Source organism: Arthrobacter sp. NPDC057013, from assembly GCF_042674585.1.
Classification (GTDB): Bacteria; Actinomycetota; Actinomycetes; order Actinomycetales; family Micrococcaceae; genus Arthrobacter.
The window spans coordinates 150,277-169,122 of sequence record NZ_JBHUSE010000004.1; the positions used below are offsets into that span (position 1 = coordinate 150,277).

An 18,846-nucleotide genomic window follows, 5' to 3' on the forward strand; every position below is an offset into this window, starting at 1 on the left:
TGCCGGCTGGACGGTCCATGCTGTGCACCATCATGCTGGCCCCATCCCGTGGGGACCCCAATAACCTCGTGATTTCCGGACGGCTATGCCCCTGTTGTCCGTGGGAGGTGACTGAAGCTGTCAGTCTCATTGTGCGGGTCCCGATGGTCCTGCTATTTCCGGTGCCTGCTGGGCCTGGAGAGACTCATGAATAGCGCCCCCGCGCCTGGTGGCCGATGCGGCAGAACTCTGCCCCGGGTTTTGGCATTATCCGCTGGGCAATCACCTACCCCGGACCAAACGCTGGGAAGACCCAACGGGACTGTCGCACCGAGGTATCGGATGTAGAACGTCATCCATCAGAAACATGCGTGCAATCTTTGGTCTCTAGCCTGAATTGTGGGGCGGTCAGCCCCTGCCGGAGGAATCAAGGAGGCCGCATGGCGGCAGTGGCCACGGACGTCGTGCAGCACCTGAGCGGAACTCGCCATTGGCGATTTGGTTGAGGCGTGGCACGAAGAACGACGCCACAACGGGGAAAAGTCATGCGGACCATTTCCCTTCACGGGAATGCTCCGGATTCTCCACCCGGGTAACGGAACGCGGAAGCTCGTTGAGTTTGAAGCGTTGCAGGCCAGCCGGAAGCTCGTCCACAGCCATCTCGAAGAGCAGTGATACCTGGCGACGCCGAAATCACCCGGCCACATCGGCTGGCATCGAGCCAGCCGGCCTCGTCCACCGGTCGCTAAGGGCTGCGGCGGTCCGTGCGTCTAGGAAACGGCGCTCTGGTGCCGTCAGCGGGTTGCGCTGAAGCCAGAAGGGAACAAATCTCAATGATCCAACCGACCACGACGACGGACTCCGTCGACACCTCCATATCAAAAGAGACCAGCTCCAGGTTCAAACGCCGCTTCATGGTGCGCCTTGTCGCTGTCTTCATCGGCGGGATGTTCCTCGACGGTTACATCCTCGGAATCATCGGCCCCGTCACCGGACCCATGCGGTCAGATCTCCAGCTCGACGCACTATCTCTGGGCATGATCGCTGCAGGCCCGCTGGTTGGTATCTTCGTCGGCTCCCCGCTGGCCGGCTGGGCTACTGACAAGTTCGGACGCAAGCCCATGTTCCTCGTGGACATGGGCCTGTTCCTGGTCGCCTCAGCGGCCCAGTTCTTCGTAACCTCCGGAGACGGGGCCGTGATCCAGCTGGCCGCCATCCGGTTCCTCATGGGCGTCGCGATCGGCGGCGAGTACTCAATCGGTGGGCCATTGCTCTCAGAGTTCTCCCCTCCAAAGCTCCGCGGGCGATTGCTCGGGCTGACTCTGATCGCCTGGTACGTCGGTTTCATGATGGCATTCATCATCGGCACTCTCCTGCACGACGCCGGCACCCCATGGCGCCTCGTCATCGGCACGAGCACGATACTCGCATTCATCCTGTTCCTCGCCCGCTTCGGCCTCCCCGAATCACCGAGCTGGCTCATTACGAAGGGACGGCGTGAGGAAGCACTCGCGATCGCACGCAAATACATCGAATCACCCGAGATGCACAACAGCATCACCGAAGAGATCGATCTGAGGATGATCCAGGAGGCCCAAGCCGCGCAGAGCAGCACCAAAATCAAGGGCGCCTCCTTCGGAATGCTGTTCTCGAGGCAGTACTGGCGCACCACCCTCTTCACCGCAGGTTTTTGGTTCTGCGCGGTCACCCCGTACTTCGCGATCGCGACCTTCGCCGACGACGTGCTCAACCAATTCGGCTTCGGCGGCTGGACCGGTGGAGTCGGCCTGTCCGCACTTGCGGCCGCAGGTGTTGTCACCACCGTACTTCTGATTGACAAGCTCGGCCGCCGAATCCTCACCGTGCCCGGGCAGTGGCTCTGCGCAGGCATCCTGCTGATCATCGGAGTCTGGGCGAACGCACCAGCGATCCTCGTGCTTGTACTGTTTCTCGCCTTCTCCTTCTTCAATGCCGGCTACACCACGATGACCCAGGTCTATCCGGCCGAGGTATTCCCCGGCCACCTGCGCGGCATCGGGATGGGCTTCGCCGCGGCCTTCAGCCGCATCGGAGCCGCCCTCGGCACCTTCGCCCTGCCATGGGCGATCAGCAACATCGGCCTGGGCCCCAGCATGATCGTAGCCGCCGCCGTCGCATTACTCGGCGCAGTCCTCTCGCAATGGCTCGCACCTGAGACGAAGGGGCGCACCCTCGCCGAAATCTCAGCAAACTTCTCCCACTGACCCTCCACCCGGGGCGTCTCGGCGGATCTAGGCAAACGGCTCCCCATACGCACCCTAATCCGGGACCTCCCAATGCTCGCTCTCAGCAGATGAAAGTATCACTGGGGTCCTGGCCAAACCGTCAACCGGCGAGTCGCGGGTGGTCCTGATTCAAGCCGTCACACCGGTCCTGAATCAAACCGTCATAGTCAATGCTCGCCAAGTAGTTCTGACTTTCGAATTATGGAGAGAAGAACACGGCGAAGGCAGGAAATAGCCTTTTTTGCAGGCACTCCCCGGCTATTTTTGAACGCCGATTATGGAGGTTTCGTCAACCTACAGAGCCTGCGCCCCGACAATTGGCGTATGGAACGGGTAGGTTTCGGTCGTGGCTGGAGCCGACGCCGAACTGGCGCAATCGCTTTGGGTGTCCGATGGCGTTGTCCTTCGGAACCGCGGACAGGACCGACGACGGAGCTGGGGGCCAGCCGGTGTGGGGGGACACACGGCAAGCGTCCGCCGCCGGTCGGTCCTAATTTTACGCGGGCAAGCCTGCCCTGTATTCGTGTGCCACGATCAGCCCAGAACCTGCCGGGGCCATCCGAATTGAGTCCGGACGCCGGGGGAGTACAGCACTGAGTCAGGCGGGCCGTGGACCGTGATCCCGGCGGCGCAGACCAGTGCGTCTTCCAATGTGGCCGGGCCAGCGGGATACAGCGGCCAGGGTCGGTGGGCGATGGGCAGGTACAGGACCCGCCGCCCCACACGGGCATGGAGCCCGAAGCGGGCTGTGAGCCAGAGGGATAACCCGTCCACGGCCGGGTGGTCCATGGCAGGGTAGGCGCCGAACGAGGACGTCCCCTGCCTGCGGAACCGCTCGACTTCGTATCCATATCCCCGCGGGATTGTGCCGGGCATCGTCGTGGGGCGGCAGCGGGACCACACGTACGGCACTCCGGCGGCACGGGCGGCCAGCACGAACGCGAGCCTGTCGGCATCCAAGGACAGAAACACCACCCCGTGACGGCCCGCAGCGTCACGGGAATACAGCCGGACATTGACCTCGGTGAACGTTCCGGCATAAGGAAGACCCAGGCGCCCCAGGCGCGTGCCCGGAACCCGGAAACCGATCAGGCCGACCCACGTCGAACCGGCATACACATCAGGCTCAACACCAGGAGGCATGTAAGGAAGCGCTACTGCTACGGGAATCCTCCAATGAAGGAAAACCACATCAGCCCATGACTGATACACCGGCAACGGGAAATATCGGACGTTTCCGCTCAGGGCCCCTGCCGGGGCGTCAGTGTCCGTGCCCCATCTCGCTTCCCAAATCTTGCTGGGACCGTCCCGTGTAGGCATGCACTCATCGTGCCCCGTCCCCGCCGCTGGCGGCAAGAACAGAAGCCGGGTGGACAGTGCCATTACCCCATGGCCTGCCCGCGATAGCCCGCCCAGGAGGAATAAGCGAATGGGCCCGAAAATGACAGAAAGCGCGGCTGGGAGTCCGGTGTCATGACGGCTGGGGCGGCTGTGCGCAGCGGGCACGCCCAGGACCTGGCCGAGGCCGCACGACTTGAGTGCTGCGATGTGTTCGCCCGGTTGTGGCACCTCCTGCTGAAGGGGTCCATCATTGCCACCATGGAAGGGGACCAGGAAGCTGTCGGACTCGCCCAGCAAATGGCCCGTCACCTCATCGAACGCCACCGCAGCTGCGCGCTCTGACGTGAACACGAAATGAACGGCAGGCGGGTTCGTCCTGACCGACGCCACCCCGCGCATCTCTACCGCCCGCATCGGGAATTCCACCAGGGCAGGCGAGCGTTGGGGCCAACATGCTTTCGAGCGCTGAACAGGCAGGCCTGGCACCCCGGCTTTGCAGCGCTTTTGAAAGGCAGTAAGGCAAGGCAGAACCAACGCACCCCACCGATCACGCACTGCTTCTGTCTGATCCAAAGGGGCAGCTGAGATGAGCATATAGATGTCCGCAACAGTGAGATCCCGACGGATCTGCCCGGCCGCTATTCCCATTTCGATCAGCTCGGACAAAGCCCCCGCCACACGGGTCTCATCGACGCCCGCGGCAGCACCGAGAGCAGGAGCGGCAGATTTCGCACCCGCGTTAAGCGCAGAAATTCGGACCACCTCACAGAAAGGCAATGATGACCATCAACGGCGAACCACCGCCCTTTGGCGCGGTCCAAGGCCGATTCGGCCTCAACGGTGATTTGCTCGACGTACCCGGCCAGCACAGCGCCCACCAGATCAGTCTTCGTAGGAAAATGCCGGTAAAGGGTCCCGACGGCAACGCCGGCGGTACTCGCAATCACCTCCATTCCTACATCCGCCCACGTTCCGCGATTTCCGCCCGGGCAGCGTCGAGGATCATGCCGTTCGGAGTCAATGTTGTCGTCATTGAGCCCGGCGGCATCGCGACCGAGTGGGGCGGGATCGCAGCGGACTTCGTTGAGGAAACGTCCGGGAACGGTCCCTACGCGGCCCGGGCGGACGCCGTTGCAAAGTCGCTGCGGTCGGAGGCGAACGGGAACCGCAACTCCCCACCGTCGGTCATCGCCGACGCGATTGATAAGGCAGTGACAGTCGCGAAGCCGAAGACCCGACACGCCGTCGGGTAAGGACCCCAGCCGCTCATCACCGCTCGCGGCCTGCTCACCGACCACCAGTTCGATGCCCTCATCAGCGGCGCGGTTACCACGCAACTGAGCGCCCGCAGAATTATCCCAGGGCGGATCATGCAGATCGAATGTCGGGGATTCCGCTGCTGACTCGCGCCGTATGCGCCTGACCTCACTGCGGGGATTAGCGGTGGTGATAGCCCCGGCTCCGTCCAGGATCCAGCGCCCTTTTGCAGGCACTCCTGTGCCAATGACGCCGATAAGCGGTATTCCGTCAGCCTGACCGACACCGGCAGTGGCTGCCTTTCGCAAATGTGCCAAGGGCTGTTGCCGGGGGTGACGCAGTCCATCACAGCCGCTGACTGCGTAACGGCCCTGACAGGGAACTGTGAACTGGTCGTTAATCAGCGCCTGAGGTTCACGTTTCGGGGGCTGTTGCTTGACCGATTCATCGCTCTGCTCTTGCCCAGCATGGGCGCATTAACGCTTAATAGCGAGCCGGGCGCGGCCTATCAGGATCACTGGCTGAGTTAGCCACTGCTCGTGGACGGTGTATTGGTTCTGTTAGTGGTGATGGGCTCCAGTAACGCTGCAGGTCAGGGGGCTGCGTGGGTTTTTGATGCGAGCGAAGTCCGCTCAAGAGCGGGAGCACGTGACCTTGGACACATTGTGAGCGTCAATGCACCCGGCTGGCCGGCAGCGTAGACAGCGCCAACTCGGACGCGCTAACGCTAAATAGCCAACCGGACGTCCTTCACGGGTACTGGCTGGAGTTAGTTACCGCCGGTTGACGGTCCACACGGCAGCGGGTCGGAAGCGAGTGTCCCCGTTCCCGGTCCTGTGCTGCCCACGGTGGAGAAACAGAAAACACCGGCCTGGGCGCCTATGGCGTCGAGTCGTTCCCTCGCCCAGACCTTGGCGTCTTTCAGGCTCTTGATGGGAATGGTTTCCCTGGTTGTGTCGGAATGACTGACGGATCTTGGTGGCCGGGGTCGCTCTCGTCGCGCCTACTGATTAGGACTTGCGCGGAGGCCTGAAGAATTGAAGGGTCCACCAGGTTATTACCGTGTGCGTACTTCTCCCTCCTCATTCGCGAGACTACGGTCTCCACGGTGTCCTTATCGCTGACCACGCAGGCAGGTCCGGTTACATCAGCTTCTGAACCACCCAGACTTTTCAGATACAGCATGAATTGTTCGGAGCTGGACTGGTTGGAGTACATGCACCCTCCCTGAGGGTAGTTGCGCGGCGTGTGCCGACACACTCAACACTAGGCCCGGCGGAGCACATTGCGTCTGGAGTTCCCCAAGGAAATCGTCACTGTAGCTTTTGTTCATCCGGCCGAATGCGCTGAAGCAGCCGAAGGGCGGCATGGGAGCGCATAATTGGACATGTCAACTTTTGATTCCCGGAGTTTTTACACGCGTGGTGACTCCTTTAGCGTTGGGGCTTCACGGGGACATGTCGAGCGGGCGCTGCTGGACTTTGGGGCGACAGATGTTCGTTTCAGTCAACGTGGACACCTCAGCGCCATCGCGTTCAGGGCCTGTGGAAGGCAGTTCCGCGTTGTCGTCTCTGTGCCGCAGCCCGACGGAATCCCTGTTGTCCCGGGTGATGTCGCTGAAGTCCGTCGCCGAGGAGTTAAGGCAAAAGACCTGGAGCTCGATGCCCGCAGGTTTTGGCATGCCTTCGCTCTATCGATTGACGCCAAACTCGCAGCGGTGGGAGCCGGAGTTGCGACGATCGAATCGGAATTTCTCGCCCATGTGGTTCTCCCGGGGAGCCGTACCGTGATTGACGAGCTCGAACCAGTCATCGCGTCTGCCTACCGGTCCGGGCACCGACCCTTAATCAGCAATGCCGCTACACCGCTGGCCGGTTAGAGATGTAGTGCCGGGAGAACGATGGCAGCGTCAGCCTCGGGGTGCGATTCCAGCAAGGCACAGGCGCCGGTTCACTTCCCTGGTAGCCCGTGATCTTGTAAAGCGGGGTCCGGGATCATGGCCCTGGGTCCGGAGCACCGTGGACGGGGCAGTGGACCCTGTGCATGTTCTCCTTGCCCGAAAGTCGTCGCGAGACCCGCAACCGACTGAGGACGCGTCTCAAGATGCTCGGGTTTGCCTCTGTTTACGACGGCGTTTGGACCTCCCCTGGGGAACAGATCGAAAGGGCCTCATCGATCCTGAACGAATTCGAAGTGGATGGCGGCTCTGTATTCACATCTGTTGTAAGTTCCGCCTGGAATCTAGATGAACTCATAATGCTCCACGACGTGGGGTGGTCCGAGGTGCTGCCGGAGGAGGTTCTGCAGGCCATTGCTCCAGGGGGCGGAAGGCCGGATCTGGTCTTTCTTAACGAGAAGGAGGGCGCCAGCTTAACGAGAAGGAGGGCGCCAGGCTGGCCACCGGTATCTTGGCGCAGGCAGGTTATGACGCCTCGAAGGTCCCTGGGATCCTTGCCATCATCGATGGTCACGACGCCCGGCGGACTGCGCCCTCTATAGAGGACGCGATCGTGAAGGACGCGGACAAGACCTGGCGGCTCAGCCCGCACGGCCTTGACACCGTCATGGACTGGTTCGGGCTTGACCGGAACCAGGCCCTGCGGCTGTGCAGTCAGCGGGTCCACGGTTACCTCTTCACGGAGGAAGCGAAAGCGATGGCCAGCCCGTTGTCCGCACTGGAATCCGTCACGCTGTGGCCTCAACGACAGGCGGTCCTGAGCGCAGACTAGACTCTGATCGAACTGCAGGGAGGCGGTCTGCAGTGGACACATACAGGATAAGGAGTCACGATGGCCGGCGGCAGCCGCGAACCAGGACGGACCGTGACATCCAAGGTTCTGGCCATCCTGGAGGCATTCGAGAAATCCCGTGGGGCCCTAAGTCTGACCGACATCGCAGCGAAGTCCGGCCTGCCTTTGAGCACGACTCACAGACTCGTCAATGAACTGACGGAATGGGGATTCCTTTCCCGCGAGCCAAACGGGCGCTACCAGCCGGGCATCCGGCTGTGGGAACTCGCCCAGAACACCGGGCGACAGCTGCGCGACGCAGCCCGCCCCTACATCCAGGACCTGTTTTCCCTTACTGGCGAAACTGCCCACCTTGCCGTCCGGGCCGGCCATGACGTGCTCTACATCGACCGCGTCTACAGCTCCAAGAGAGTCCCGCGCGCCTCCCGCGTCGGTGGCAGGCTCCCGATGCACGCAACCGCTGTCGGAAAGGTCATTCTCGCCTTCGACGAGGACTGGGTCCGCGACGCCTACCTGAACCGGCAGCTGGAGCGACACACCGCCCACACCCACGTTGACCGCAGGCGCCTGGCCGAGGAACTTGTTCAAATTCGTGAGCAGGGCTATGCCACAACCCTGGAGGAGGTGCGGCTGGGATCCTGCTCCATTGCCGTTCCGGTGTTCCACACCGGAAGGATCGGGGCCTCAATTGGCCTGGTGTTGCCCACCAGCCAAGCTGCCACGATGACCCGGCACCTGCCGGTGCTGAAGGGAATCTCGGCCCAGATTGAACGTGCCACCGCCCGGATCCCGCTCGAGACCCTGCTCGGAAGCCAGGTCGCACCCAAGGGCTGACCGCAACCTGCCCGCCGGGAAAGAACCAGCAAGAACATTGGTTTCCACTCAGTGGAAGTACTCCCTGTCATGCCGCGGTGATGGGGGACACACTGGTGAGTAGAAATCGCCCGCGTGCCTGACGCGCTGCGGAACCAATTCACCAGGAGTCCAGATGTCATCGTCGACAGAAACGGCCGGCCGCTGTCCCTTCGGGTACGGCGCCGAAGCCCCCGCCGGGCACCACGGCTACGAGCCGTTCCAGATGAAGGACCCCTTCCCGGCCTACGCCGAACTCCGGGCGGAACAGCCCGTCATGTTCGATGAGCGCGTCGGCCTCTACGTCGTCTCCCGCTATGACGACGTCAAGGCTGTCTTCGAGGACTGGGAGACGTTCTCGAGCGAAAACGCCCAGGCGCCGGTCCGGGAACGGGGCCCCGCTGCAAAAAAGATCATGGAAGACGGCGGGTTTACCGCCTATTCGGGCCTTTCGGCCCGGCGCCCGCCGGAGCACACCCGGATCCGCGCGGTGGTTCAGAAAGCGTTCACCCCCCGACGCTACAAGGCACTGGAACCCTTCATTCGGCAGAATGTTGTCACCCTGATCGAACAGATGCTCTCCCGGCCGGAACGCCGCGGTGACCTCGTGAAAGACCTCGCCTACGACGTCCCTACCATTACCATCCTGACCCTGATCGGTGCGGACGTCTCGCAGGTGGACACTTTCAAGCGCTGGAGCGATTCCCGGGCGGCCATGACCTGGGGCGACCTGAGCGATGAGGAGCAGGTCCCCCACGCCCACAATCTGGTGGAGTACTGGCAGGAATGCCTGCGCCTGGTCAAGGTGGCGCACGAGGAGGGCGGAGACAACCTCACCGGAGACCTCGTCAAAGCGCAGCAGGATGGCGCTGAGATTTCCGACCATGAGATCGCTTCCGTGCTTTACAGCCTGCTCTTCGCCGGCCACGAAACCACTACGACCTTGATCTCCAACGCCCTGCGTGAGCTCCTTGCACGCCCCGAGCAGTGGCGGCAGCTGGTTGAGGAGCCCAAGATGATCCCCGGAGCTATTGATGAGGTCCTGCGCTATGCGGGATCAATCGTCGGCTGGCGCCGCAAGGCCCTCAAGGACACAACGGTGGACGGGGTAAAGATTCCCGAAGGTGCCCAGCTGCTGCTCCTGATGGGCTCGGCCAACCGCGACGAGAGCAAGTTCGCAGCCGGCGAGGACTTCGACATTACCCGTCCCAACGCCCGCGAGCACCTCTCCTTCGGTTTCGGCATCCACTACTGCCTGGGCAACATGCTCGCCAAACTCCAAGCCAAAATCGCGCTCGAGGAAGTGGCCCGGCTCGCCCCGGAGCTGCAGCTGGAGAACCCGGAATCCATCGACTTCCGCGAAAACCTCTCCTTCCGCGTCCCCGAAACCGTCCCCGTCACCTGGAAGGCCTAAAAACCATGGAAAGCAACGACTACATCCAGTTTTTCGACGGCGGAATCGAGCCGAAACTGGAAAACCTCGGCGGCAAGGGCGCATCCCTGGTCACCATGACCTCCGCGGGCATGCCCGTCCCGCCCGGCTTCGTGGTCACCACCGCCCAGTTCGACGCCTTCATGGACGAGGCCGGCATCACGGCAAGAATCAACCAGCTGCTCGCCGACCTGGACCCCGAGGACACCGCTCGGGTGGACCAGGTCTCCGCCGCCATCCGCGAGGACATCTGCTCCCGCCCGGTGCCCCAAACCCTGCGCGATCAGACCATCGCCGCCTACAAGTCGCTCATGGACCGCTTCGACGCCCCCGTCCCGGTGGCCGTCCGCTCCAGCGCCACCGCGGAAGACCTGCCGGACGCCTCCTTCGCAGGCCAGCAGGACACCTACCTCTGGCTCGACGGCGTCAAGACTGCCACCGAGCACATCCGCCAGTGCTGGGCCTCCCTCTACACTTCCCGCGCCATCATCTACCGGTTGAAGAACAACATCCCCGACCAGGGACTCTCCATGGCCGTCGTCGTGCAGAAGATGGTCAACTCCCGCGTTTCCGGCGTCGCCATCACCATGGATCCCACCAATGGCGACCGCTCCAAGATCACCATCGATTCCTCCTACGGTGTGGGCGAAATGGTCGTCTCGGGCCAGGTCACGCCGGACAACATCGTCCTGGACAAGGTCACGCTCGCCGTCGTGAACGAACACCTCGGCGACAAGCACGCCGAACTGGTTCCCGACCCCGGCGCCAAACGGCTCATCGAACGCGAGGTCGACGCCGACCGCCGCAGCCGCCGCAGCCTCACCGGCACCGAACTCACCGCGGTCGCCCAGATGGCCAAGCAGGCCGAAAAGCACTACAAGTGCCCCCAGGACATCGAATGGGCCTTGGATTCGGACCTGCCCGACGGCGAAAACCTCCTGCTGCTGCAGAGCCGCCCGGAGACCGTACACTCCTCCAAACCGGCCGCACAGCCCACCGCCACCCCGGGCGGCTACTTCGGCGGAATCTCCAGCCCCACCACCCCCGCGGCCGGCGGCTTCAGCCTCGGCAGCATCACCGCATCCCTGCTCAAGCCCTCCGTTTAAGACACCGACACTCCCCAAGCTCCTCAAGCTCCTCAAGCAAGACTCCACGCACCAAGGCTCAACGCCGAGCCCATTGAAAGGACCGCCATGACCCTCAAGTCCTTCCCCAAACCCTCCGCGCTTCCGGTTCCCGCCGGGGCCGAGGGCTGGGAAAAGATCTACCCCTACTATCTGGTCTTCCAGGACAAGCTCAAGGAGCAGGAAGACGCGAAGTTCTGGTTCTGCGACAGCCAGCACTGGCCCACGGTTTTCAAGCCTTTTGAGACCATCGGCGGCGAATTCGCGGTCAAATGCCTGGGCCAGTACAACGCCCGGCACCTGATGATCCCCAACGCCAACGGCATCGAATTCCGCATCCACCTTGGCTACCTCTACATGTCGCCCATCCCCGTGCCTCAGGACCAGATCGCCGCCCGCGTGCCCCTGTTTGAGCAACGGGTGGGACACTACTTCCAGAACTGGGAACAGCTGCTCAAGGACTGGCACATCAAGGTCAAGGGCACCATTGCGGAGATGGAAACCATCTCCTTCCCCAAGCTCCCGGACCTTGTCCCCATGGAGGACATCGTCGCGGGCAAGGGCAAGGACGGCTCTGAGAAGCTGCTGGAAAACTATGACCGTCTCATCCAGCTCGCCTACCAAAACTGGCAGTACCACTTCGAGTTCCTGAACCTCGGTTACATTGCCTACCTGGACTTCTTTAACTTTTGCAAGCAGGTTTTTCCCAACGTTCCGGACCAGTCGATCGCGGCCATGGTGCAGGGCGTCGACATGGAACTGTTCCGCCCGGACGACGAGCTCAAGCAGCTGGCCAAGCTCGCCGTGGAACTTGGGCTGCAGGCCCACTTCGGAAACACCGACGACGTCGACGCCACCCTGGGTGCCATCGCGTCCGCCCCCGGCGGGGAAAAGTGGATGGCCCAGTACGAGGGGGCCAAGGACCCGTGGTTCAACTTCACCGTGGGCAACGGCTTCTACGGCCACGACAAGTACTGGAATGAGCACCAGGAAATTCCACTGGGCTACATCGCGGACTACATCCGCCGCTTGGACGAGGGCCAGGAAATCATGCGCCCCGTTGAAGCCCTTATCGCCGAACGCGACCGGATTGTCGAGGAATACCGCGACCTGCTGGAAGGCGAAAACCAGGCTATCTTCGACGCCAAGCGTGGGCTGGCGGCCACCGCCTACCCGTACGTGGAGAACCACAACTTCTACATCGAGCACTGGACCATGGGTGTCTTCTGGCGCAAGATCCGCGAACTGTCCCGCATGTTGCATGCCGAAGGCTTCTGGACCGAGCCCGACGACCTTCTGTACCTGGGCCGCAACGAGGTCCGGGACGCGCTCTTTGACCTGGTCACCGGCTGGGGCGTGGGGGCCAAGCCCATCGGCCCGGACTATTGGCCCGAAGAGATCGAGCGCCGCCGCGGCATAGTGGACGCCCTCAAGACAGCCCGCCCCGCCCCGGCCCTGAACACCCCGCCGGAATCCATCACCGAACCGTTCACCCGGATGCTTTGGGGCATCACCACCGAGCAGGTCCAGCAATGGCTGGGCGCCGGCGAAGCGGTTGAAGGCGGCGGCCTGCGCGGCATGGCCGCGTCACCCGGCGTGGTGGAAGGCCTGGCCCGCGTGGTCCACGATGCTGACCAGCTTTCGGAGGTCCGGCAGGGGGAGATCCTGATCGCAACCGTCACCGCACCGTCCTGGGGGCCGATCTTTGGAAAGATCAAGGCCACGGTCACCGACATCGGCGGAATGATGAGCCATGCCGCGATCGTGTGCCGCGAGTACGGACTTCCGGCCGTCACCGGCACCGGATCCGCCTCCACCACCATCAAGACCGGCCAGCGGCTGCGCGTGGACGGAACCAAGGGCACGGTCGAGATCCTTGACGCCGAGGACGAGCTGCTGGTCACCGGCCCCGGCGCCCACAGCCACAGCCATGTCTGAAGAGACTGTGCCCGCAACCGGGCAAGAAGCGGGAAAAACCGTCCTCATCACCGGTGCCGCCGGCGGGCTGGGCCGGGCATTTTCGCTCGGCTTTGCCGGCCACGGGTACCGGGTGGCAGTAGCGGACATCAATCTCGAGGGCGCTGAACAGACCGCGAAACTCGTCCGCGAAAGCGGCGCCGACGCGGCTGCCTTCTCCGCGGACGTCACCAATGTCGACTCCACAGAGGCCCTGGCGAAAAGCTGTGCGGAGTTCGGTAACGGGAGCATCGACGTCGTGCTAAACAACGCCGCGGTGTACGCGGCGGTGACACGCAGCCCGTTTGAGGACATCGATCCCGCGGAATGGGACCTGGTCATGAACGTAAACCTCAAAGGCCCCTGGCTGGTGACCCGCGCCGCGAGTCCATACCTGCCCGAGGGCGGGCGCGTCATCAACCTCTCCAGCGCCACCATTTACAGCGGTTCCGAGCAGTGGCTGCACTACGTGGCCTCCAAGGGCGGCGTGGTGGCCCTGACCCGGGTCATGGCCAAGGAACTGGGCCGGCGGGGAATCACGGTCAACGCGATCGCCCCGGGTTTCACGCTTACTGAGGCCAGCTACGGGCTGATGGAGAACGCCGAGAACTACGGCGTGGACCGCGGTGCCATCAAACGGGCCAGCCAGCCTGAGGACATCGTGGGAGCCGCGCTGTTTCTCGCCGGACCCGACAGCTCGTATTACACCGGCCAAACCATGGTGGTCGACGGTGGCCGGCAGTTCATCTAGCCCCTGCCCCACCCCTAAAACCGACTTCAACCCCCAAGGAGAACCCCATGCCAACGGTTCATTTCACTGACGCCGAAGGTGCTGTCCGCGACGTCCAGGGCAACCCCGGCGACTCGGTCATGGAAACCGCCGTGCGCAACGGCGTTCCCGGAATCGTGGCCGAGTGCGGCGGCTCGCTGTCCTGTGCCACCTGCCACGTCTTCGTCCGGGAGGACTGCCTCGAACAGCTGCCTCCGATGGAGGACATGGAGGACGAGATGCTCTATGGCACCGCCGTGGACCGCGAGAAGAACTCCCGGTTGTCCTGCCAGCTCCGCCTCACCGAAAGCTCCGAACTTTTCATCACCACCCCGGAAACACAGGTGTAGAAATGGGCACCACAGTGGCGGCGGAACAGAGCATATCCGGCAGCGAAACCCGCACCCGCACCGGCCTGCTTATCATCGGCGCGAGCCAGTCAGGCGTTCAGCTTGCGGTATCCCTGCGCGCCCTCGGCTTCGATGAACACATCACACTGCTCGGGGACGAGGACCACCGCCCCTACCAACGCCCCGCACTGTCCAAGGAGTTCCTCCAAGGAACGGTCGAGAGCGAGTCCCTGATATTCCGCTCCAACGAGTACTGGACCGAGCATGATGTGGAGCTGGTCAAGGGCGAATACATCGTCCGGATCGACAAGGAAACGGACGGTTCCGGGGTGGCGCATGCGTCCTCCGGCCGGCAGTTCCCGTTCCGTCGGCTGGCCCTGACCGTGGGTGCACGCGCCCGCAGGCTGGAAATTGACGGCGGGGACCTCGACGGTGTGCTGTACCTGCGCAACGCCGACGACGCACTGGCCCTGAAGGCCCGGGTGCGTGACGCCACGGACGTGGTGGTGATCGGCGGCGGGTTCATCGGCCTGGAGGCCGCGTCCAGCCTGCAGAAAATGGGCAAGAACGTCACCGTTCTCGAGTTCGGTCCGCGGCTGGTGGGCCGGGCGGTGGGGGAGGAGACTGCCGAGTACTTCCTGCAGACGCACAGCTCCCGCGGTCTGGATATCCGGCTCAACACCAGTGCTGTACGCTTCACCGCGAACGACAGCGGCACGAAAGTTGCCGCCGTCGAACTCCATGACGGCACGGTGCTGCCAGCCCAGATTGTGCTGATTGGAATCGGCGTCATCCCCAACACCGACCTGGCCGAACAGCTGGGCCTGGCAGTGGAGAACGGGGTGGTGGTGGACCGGTTCGCGCTGGCCTCTGACGGCACCACCGTTGCGGCAGGGGACGTGGCCAACATGCCCAACCCCGTCCCCGGTTCGGATCCGGGCGAACGGATCCGGCTGGAAAGCGTCAACAACGCCATCGAGCACGCCAAAGTGGCCGCCTACTCACTCATGGGCAGGCGAGAGGAGTACGCCGGGATACCGTGGTTCTGGTCCAACCAGGCCGATCTGAAGCTGCAGATCGCGGGCCTCTGCAACGGCTACGACCAGACCGTTGTCCGGCGAGGTCAGGAACGCGGAAAGTTCACCGTCCTTTACTACCGGCAGGGCCAGATCATCGCCGCTGACTGCGTCAACGCGCCACTGGACTTCATGGCCGTGAAGAACGCACTGGCCAAAGGACAGAACATCCCCGCCCACGCCGCTGCCGAGACCGCCACACCCCTCAAGACCATCACCACGGACAGCTAACTGCACTCAGACAGCAGGTTGGCCCACCCCCAAGGAGCACTATGAGCACCCCCAAGACTCCGGTCGCCCCAGCCGACCCGGCCGCTGAAACGGATGTGCTGGCCCAGGCCTTCGACGCCGAGTACAGCCTCCGGCCAGTCCCGGCGCCCGGCCCGGTGGACACCACCCCCATCAGCACCACGCCGGCCGCCCTTGAAGAGCTCGACGCGCTGTGGAAGGCCGTTGTCCACGAGACCCGGACCCGCGGCAACGACATCCACCTGCCGATTTCGCTGGCTTTCGCCGAACGGCTGTGCCGGGCCTACCCCGGTGCCGATGCCGAACTGGTGCGGGTTGCCACCCTGCTGCATGACACAGGCTGGGCCCACGTTGATGAATCCCGCATCATTTCCGAGGGTTTCGCCGGAGACTGGCGCAAGGCAGCCATTCGGTTTGAACATGAGGTGCAGGGCTGCAGCGTGGCACGCCGGGTGCTCCCTGGGCTGGGATATTCTCCGGCTTTTGTGGAACGCGTGTGTGAAATTATCGACGGGCATGACACGCGCCCGGTGGCCCGTTCCCTGGAGGATGCACTGATGCGCGACGCTGACAGGCTGTGGCGCTTCGACCATGCCGGAATCGCGCTGGCCTCGTCGTGGTTCGGCATGGATCCGGCCACTTACACCGACAGGCTGGCCACCGAGATTGTGCCCGAACTCATCACCCAAGCCGCCCTAGATATGGCCACCGCGGACCTCAACCGTTCCAACGCCCTGCTCAAGACGGCAGTCATCCGATGACCGCAGCCACGCACGACGCTCCAGCCCTTGCCGCCCGGGCGGGCCTGTCCCTGCCGTACACCCATGTGGACGACATCTTCATCGACGGGGCCTGGACTCCGTCCAGCGGCACCGGCCGCAACCCAGTCACCGACCCCGCCACAGGACAAGTCTGGGGATCAGTGCCGGACGGAACTCCCGAAGACTTGGACGCCGCAGTAGCCTCCGCCCAGCGAGCCTTCAAGGGCGAGTGGCACCGGCTAACCCCGTCCGAACGGGCAGAGTACCTGGTGCGCATTGCCGAGGAACTGGAAAAACGCGCCAATGAGCTGTCCCTGACCAACTCACTGGAAAACGGCTCACCGGTCTCCGAATCCGCCGGGGCTGCGGCCAACGCCGCCGGTATCTTCCGCTACTTCGCCACGCTCGCCGCGTACCTGGAGCACGAGGACGTCCGCCCCTTCCCCAACGGCGGCGGTGAATCCGTAGTCCGGCGCGACCCTGTGGGAGTGTGCGCGCTGATCGCGCCGTGGAACTATCCCATCAACCTGGTGGTCATCAAGCTCGCACCTGCGCTGCTGGCCGGATGCACCGTCGTGATCAAGCCTGCTTCGCCCACCCCGCTGTCTTTCCGTGTCGTCATCGACGCGGTGGCCGCCGCCGGCGTTCCGGCAGGCGTGGTCAACCTGGTCACAGGCTCCGGGCGGCTCGGTGACGCGCTGGTCAGGCACCCGGGCGTAGACAAGGTCGCCTTCACCGGCTCCACGCCTGTGGGCCGGAAAATCGCTGCTGCGTGCGGGGAATTGTTGCGCCCCGTCACCCTGGAGCTCGGCGGAAAATCCAGTGCCATCGTGCTTCCGGATGCTGACCTGGACGCCATGTCCAAGGTGCTGATTCGCTCCTGCATGCGGAACACCGGGCAGACCTGCTACATCTCCACCCGCATCCTGGCTCCGGCGAGCCGCTACGAGGAAGTCGTGGACATGGTCACGGCCACAATCGCCGCCGGAAAGCAGGGGGACCCGTTGGATCCCGGCACCGTGTTCGGGCCGTGCGCCACCGAGGCCCAATACCGGACCGTGCTGGAATACGTTGAATCGGGCCTTGCAGAAGGCGCCCGCGCCACGACCGGAGGACGTGCCGCCTCGCTGGGCGGGGGCTTGGAAGGCGGCTACTTCGTGGAACCCACCGTATTCGCTGACGTTACACCCGCGATGCGGATATCCCGCGAGGAAATCTTCGGCCCGGTAATCTGCATCCTGAAATACAAGGACGTTGACGAGGCAGTTGCACTGGCGAACAACACCGAGTTCGGTCTGGGTGGGCTCGTGTTCGGACAGGATCCTGAGGCCGCCCTCGCTGTTGCTGACCGGATGGACACCGGCTCCGTAGGCATCAACTTCTTCGCCTCCAACCATGCCGCGCCGTTCGGCGGCCGGCACAACTCCGGCCTCGGTACGGAGTACGGGAAAGAAGGCCTGAGCGCCTACCTAAGCTACAAGTCCATCCACCGCCGCGCATAGCGCGTTTCGGCTCGGTCCGGGGCCCGGGGGATCGCACGCCATAACGAAGGTGAGTGTCGAATTCCCTTTGGGCGGGAGTTCCCGCAGCTACTGCATCTCCCTCTGCTTGAACGCCGGTAACCGGCCCTATGACAAGCGGGCGCGGGCGGCAGCCCGGATGGGTGCCAGTCACTGCACGGCCGACGTCGAACACATCGTCATCCCGGCCTCCTGACCACGACCGGCCGAGCCGGAGACCAATTTTGCCGAGGTCTCCGTCTCGGCCACTTCATGGTCGTTCTGCGCTCATGGCCAGCTTGCTCAGTGCGTGCTCGGACGGTGACCCGGTTTCGACGGTGTAGAGGCCGAGTGTCTGGTGGGGATCGCCGGTGGGCGTGAAGGACTCGTAGCCGAGGATCAGGTCGCCGACCAGGGGATGGCGGTAGTGCTTGGAGCCGTGGCGGGGCTTGAAGATGTCCTGGTTGGCCCACCAGCGACGGAAGTCAGGGTCGCCGGATGACAGCTGTCCGATCAGCCGGGGTAACTGGGGGTCGTGTGGATGGCGGCTCGCCTGGAAGTGCAGCATGCCGACGATCTCCCGGCCTGTTTCGGGCCAATCGGCGTAGAGATCGCGTGCGGCGGGATTGAGGAACAGGTAGTGGGCGATATTCCTGGCCTCGACTGGCAGCGCGTCGAAGTCGAGATAGAGCGCGCGGGCCAGGTGGTTCGTGGCAAGGACGTCCAGGCGATGGCTCAGTAGCAGGGCCGGGATGTTGGTGATGTTGTCGAGCACACGCAGCAGGCCGGGTCGCGCAGGCTCAGGCGTGTCCGTGCGCGGCGCCGGTCGGCCCGGTCGGGCCAGCGCAAACAGGTGCTCGCGTTCGTCGTCATCGAGTTTGAGGACCCTGGCCACCGCCTCGAGGACCGCGTCCGAGACAGACGCGCTGCGGCCGCGCTCCAGGCGTACGTAATAGTCGAGGCTGACGCCGGCCAACTGGGCGACTTCCTCGCGCCGCAGGCCGGGAACCCGCCGGACCCCCGGGAACGCGGTCAGACCCGCTTCCTGCGGCGTGATCCGTGCCCGCCGGGTCCGCAGGAATTCCCGAAGATCGGTCTCGGGAACGGACTGGTTCATAACTATCAGGCTAGCGCGGCCACCGGGCTGAGGGGGGTCTGCCGGGCCCCCTGTAGCCCGTACCCCGGGA

The 18,846-nt window shown here is 63.7% G+C and carries 17 protein-coding genes and 1 pseudogene; 14 read left to right on the forward strand and 4 right to left on the reverse strand.

The window, feature by feature from the left end; translation table 11 throughout:
* The first annotated feature begins 812 nt into the window (after nt 1-812).
* Complete coding sequence (locus ACFTSA_RS07945; RefSeq protein WP_377950736.1) at nt 813-2,222, forward strand: MFS transporter; 1,410 nt, start codon at nt 813-815, stop codon at nt 2,220-2,222.
* Nucleotides 2,223-2,777: 555 nt separating this feature from the next.
* Here ACFTSA_RS07945 and ACFTSA_RS07950 read toward each other — a convergent pair.
* Nucleotides 2,778-3,563 (reverse strand): YqjF family protein, encoded by a 786-nt coding sequence (locus tag ACFTSA_RS07950; RefSeq protein ID WP_377950737.1) that lies wholly within the window; start codon nt 3,561-3,563, stop codon nt 2,778-2,780.
* A gap of 153 nt (nt 3,564-3,716) precedes the next feature.
* On the opposite strand from ACFTSA_RS07950, the gene ACFTSA_RS07955 reads away from it, so the two are divergent.
* The gene (locus tag ACFTSA_RS07955) at nt 3,717-3,926 is read left to right on the forward strand and encodes a hypothetical protein (RefSeq protein ID WP_377922857.1); all 210 of its coding nucleotides are present in this window, start codon (nt 3,717-3,719) and stop codon (nt 3,924-3,926) included.
* A gap of 311 nt (nt 3,927-4,237) precedes the next feature.
* Here the strand turns inward: ACFTSA_RS07955 and ACFTSA_RS07960 are convergent, their stop codons facing one another.
* On the reverse strand, nt 4,238-4,537 hold the full coding sequence (locus tag ACFTSA_RS07960) for a TetR/AcrR family transcriptional regulator (protein ID WP_377922858.1): 300 nt from the start codon (nt 4,535-4,537) through the stop codon (nt 4,238-4,240).
* A gap of 51 nt (nt 4,538-4,588) precedes the next feature.
* Between ACFTSA_RS07960 and ACFTSA_RS07965 the strand changes: the two genes are divergently transcribed.
* Nucleotides 4,589-4,837: a retinol dehydrogenase gene (locus ACFTSA_RS07965; protein ID WP_377922859.1), complete on the forward strand. Its 249-nt coding sequence runs from the start codon at nt 4,589-4,591 to the stop codon at nt 4,835-4,837.
* 1,451 nt (nt 4,838-6,288) lie between these two features.
* On the opposite strand, the gene ACFTSA_RS07970 is transcribed toward ACFTSA_RS07965, so the two are convergent.
* A complete protein-coding gene (locus tag ACFTSA_RS07970; protein WP_377950738.1) occupies nt 6,289-6,522 on the reverse strand; it encodes a hypothetical protein in 234 nt (77 codons plus the stop codon).
* Between the two features lie 344 nt (nt 6,523-6,866).
* On the opposite strand from ACFTSA_RS07970, the pseudogene ACFTSA_RS07975 reads away from it, so the two are divergent.
* The 11 genes and pseudogenes from ACFTSA_RS07975 to ACFTSA_RS08025 all read left to right on the forward strand — a co-directional run.
* Nucleotides 6,867-7,340, forward strand: a pseudogene (locus ACFTSA_RS07975) (hypothetical protein); the annotation flags it as partial.
* Nucleotides 7,250-7,570 (forward strand): hypothetical protein, encoded by a 321-nt coding sequence (locus tag ACFTSA_RS07980; protein ID WP_377950739.1) that lies wholly within the window; start codon nt 7,250-7,252, stop codon nt 7,568-7,570. The pseudogene ACFTSA_RS07975 and the gene ACFTSA_RS07980, both read left to right, overlap by 91 nt.
* Nucleotides 7,571-7,630: 60 nt before the next feature.
* Nucleotides 7,631-8,425, forward strand: a complete 795-nt coding sequence (locus ACFTSA_RS07985; RefSeq protein WP_377950740.1) for an IclR family transcriptional regulator — start codon at nt 7,631-7,633, stop codon at nt 8,423-8,425.
* Nucleotides 8,426-8,579: 154 nt separating this feature from the next.
* Complete coding sequence (locus ACFTSA_RS07990) at nt 8,580-9,857, forward strand: cytochrome P450 (protein ID WP_377950741.1); 1,278 nt, start codon at nt 8,580-8,582, stop codon at nt 9,855-9,857.
* Between the two features lie 5 nt (nt 9,858-9,862).
* The gene (locus tag ACFTSA_RS07995) at nt 9,863-10,981 is read left to right on the forward strand and encodes a PEP/pyruvate-binding domain-containing protein (protein WP_377950742.1); all 1,119 of its coding nucleotides are present in this window, start codon (nt 9,863-9,865) and stop codon (nt 10,979-10,981) included.
* An 87-nt stretch (nt 10,982-11,068) separates the two neighbouring features.
* Complete coding sequence (locus ACFTSA_RS08000; RefSeq protein ID WP_377950743.1) at nt 11,069-12,937, forward strand: PEP-utilizing enzyme; 1,869 nt, start codon at nt 11,069-11,071, stop codon at nt 12,935-12,937.
* A complete protein-coding gene (locus tag ACFTSA_RS08005; RefSeq protein WP_377950744.1) occupies nt 12,930-13,706 on the forward strand; it encodes an SDR family NAD(P)-dependent oxidoreductase in 777 nt (258 codons plus the stop codon). Before ACFTSA_RS08000 ends, ACFTSA_RS08005 begins: the two co-directional genes overlap by 8 nt.
* 47 nt (nt 13,707-13,753) lie before the next feature.
* The gene (locus ACFTSA_RS08010) at nt 13,754-14,074 is read left to right on the forward strand and encodes a 2Fe-2S iron-sulfur cluster-binding protein (RefSeq protein WP_377950745.1); all 321 of its coding nucleotides are present in this window, start codon (nt 13,754-13,756) and stop codon (nt 14,072-14,074) included.
* A gap of 2 nt (nt 14,075-14,076) precedes the next feature.
* Nucleotides 14,077-15,381: an NAD(P)/FAD-dependent oxidoreductase gene (locus tag ACFTSA_RS08015; protein WP_377950746.1), complete on the forward strand. Its 1,305-nt coding sequence runs from the start codon at nt 14,077-14,079 to the stop codon at nt 15,379-15,381.
* Nucleotides 15,382-15,422: 41 nt separating this feature from the next.
* Nucleotides 15,423-16,160 (forward strand): HD domain-containing protein, encoded by a 738-nt coding sequence (locus ACFTSA_RS08020; protein ID WP_377950747.1) that lies wholly within the window; start codon nt 15,423-15,425, stop codon nt 16,158-16,160.
* A complete protein-coding gene (locus tag ACFTSA_RS08025; RefSeq protein ID WP_377950748.1) occupies nt 16,157-17,662 on the forward strand; it encodes an aldehyde dehydrogenase family protein in 1,506 nt (501 codons plus the stop codon). The genes ACFTSA_RS08020 and ACFTSA_RS08025 overlap by 4 nt, the downstream gene beginning before the upstream one ends.
* Before the next feature lie 268 nt (nt 17,663-17,930).
* Here the strand turns inward: ACFTSA_RS08025 and ACFTSA_RS08030 are convergent, their stop codons facing one another.
* A complete protein-coding gene (locus ACFTSA_RS08030) occupies nt 17,931-18,776 on the reverse strand; it encodes a helix-turn-helix transcriptional regulator (RefSeq protein ID WP_377950749.1) in 846 nt (281 codons plus the stop codon).
* Nucleotides 18,777-18,846 lie beyond the last annotated feature (70 nt).

Bases quoted from the DNA above. Each gene is read 5' to 3' on its own strand.
- ACFTSA_RS07945 (WP_377950736.1), top strand. From the start codon at position 813: ATGATCCAACCGACCACGACGACGGACTCCGTCGACACCTCCATATCA.
- ACFTSA_RS07950 (WP_377950737.1), bottom strand. From the start codon at position 3,563: ATGCCTACACGGGACGGTCCCAGCAAGATTTGGGAAGCGAGATGGGGC.
- ACFTSA_RS07955 (WP_377922857.1), top strand. From the start codon at position 3,717: ATGACGGCTGGGGCGGCTGTGCGCAGCGGGCACGCCCAGGACCTGGCC.
- ACFTSA_RS07960 (WP_377922858.1), bottom strand. From the start codon at position 4,537: ATGGAGGTGATTGCGAGTACCGCCGGCGTTGCCGTCGGGACCCTTTAC.
- ACFTSA_RS07965 (WP_377922859.1), top strand. From the start codon at position 4,589: ATGCCGTTCGGAGTCAATGTTGTCGTCATTGAGCCCGGCGGCATCGCG.
- ACFTSA_RS07970 (WP_377950738.1), bottom strand. From the start codon at position 6,522: ATGCCAAAACCTGCGGGCATCGAGCTCCAGGTCTTTTGCCTTAACTCC.
- ACFTSA_RS07985 (WP_377950740.1), top strand. From the start codon at position 7,631: ATGGCCGGCGGCAGCCGCGAACCAGGACGGACCGTGACATCCAAGGTT.
- ACFTSA_RS07990 (WP_377950741.1), top strand. From the start codon at position 8,580: ATGTCATCGTCGACAGAAACGGCCGGCCGCTGTCCCTTCGGGTACGGC.
- ACFTSA_RS07995 (WP_377950742.1), top strand. From the start codon at position 9,863: ATGGAAAGCAACGACTACATCCAGTTTTTCGACGGCGGAATCGAGCCG.
- ACFTSA_RS08000 (WP_377950743.1), top strand. From the start codon at position 11,069: ATGACCCTCAAGTCCTTCCCCAAACCCTCCGCGCTTCCGGTTCCCGCC.
- ACFTSA_RS08005 (WP_377950744.1), top strand. From the start codon at position 12,930: ATGTCTGAAGAGACTGTGCCCGCAACCGGGCAAGAAGCGGGAAAAACC.
- ACFTSA_RS08010 (WP_377950745.1), top strand. From the start codon at position 13,754: ATGCCAACGGTTCATTTCACTGACGCCGAAGGTGCTGTCCGCGACGTC.
- ACFTSA_RS08015 (WP_377950746.1), top strand. From the start codon at position 14,077: ATGGGCACCACAGTGGCGGCGGAACAGAGCATATCCGGCAGCGAAACC.
- ACFTSA_RS08020 (WP_377950747.1), top strand. From the start codon at position 15,423: ATGAGCACCCCCAAGACTCCGGTCGCCCCAGCCGACCCGGCCGCTGAA.
- ACFTSA_RS08025 (WP_377950748.1), top strand. From the start codon at position 16,157: ATGACCGCAGCCACGCACGACGCTCCAGCCCTTGCCGCCCGGGCGGGC.
- ACFTSA_RS08030 (WP_377950749.1), bottom strand. From the start codon at position 18,776: ATGAACCAGTCCGTTCCCGAGACCGATCTTCGGGAATTCCTGCGGACC.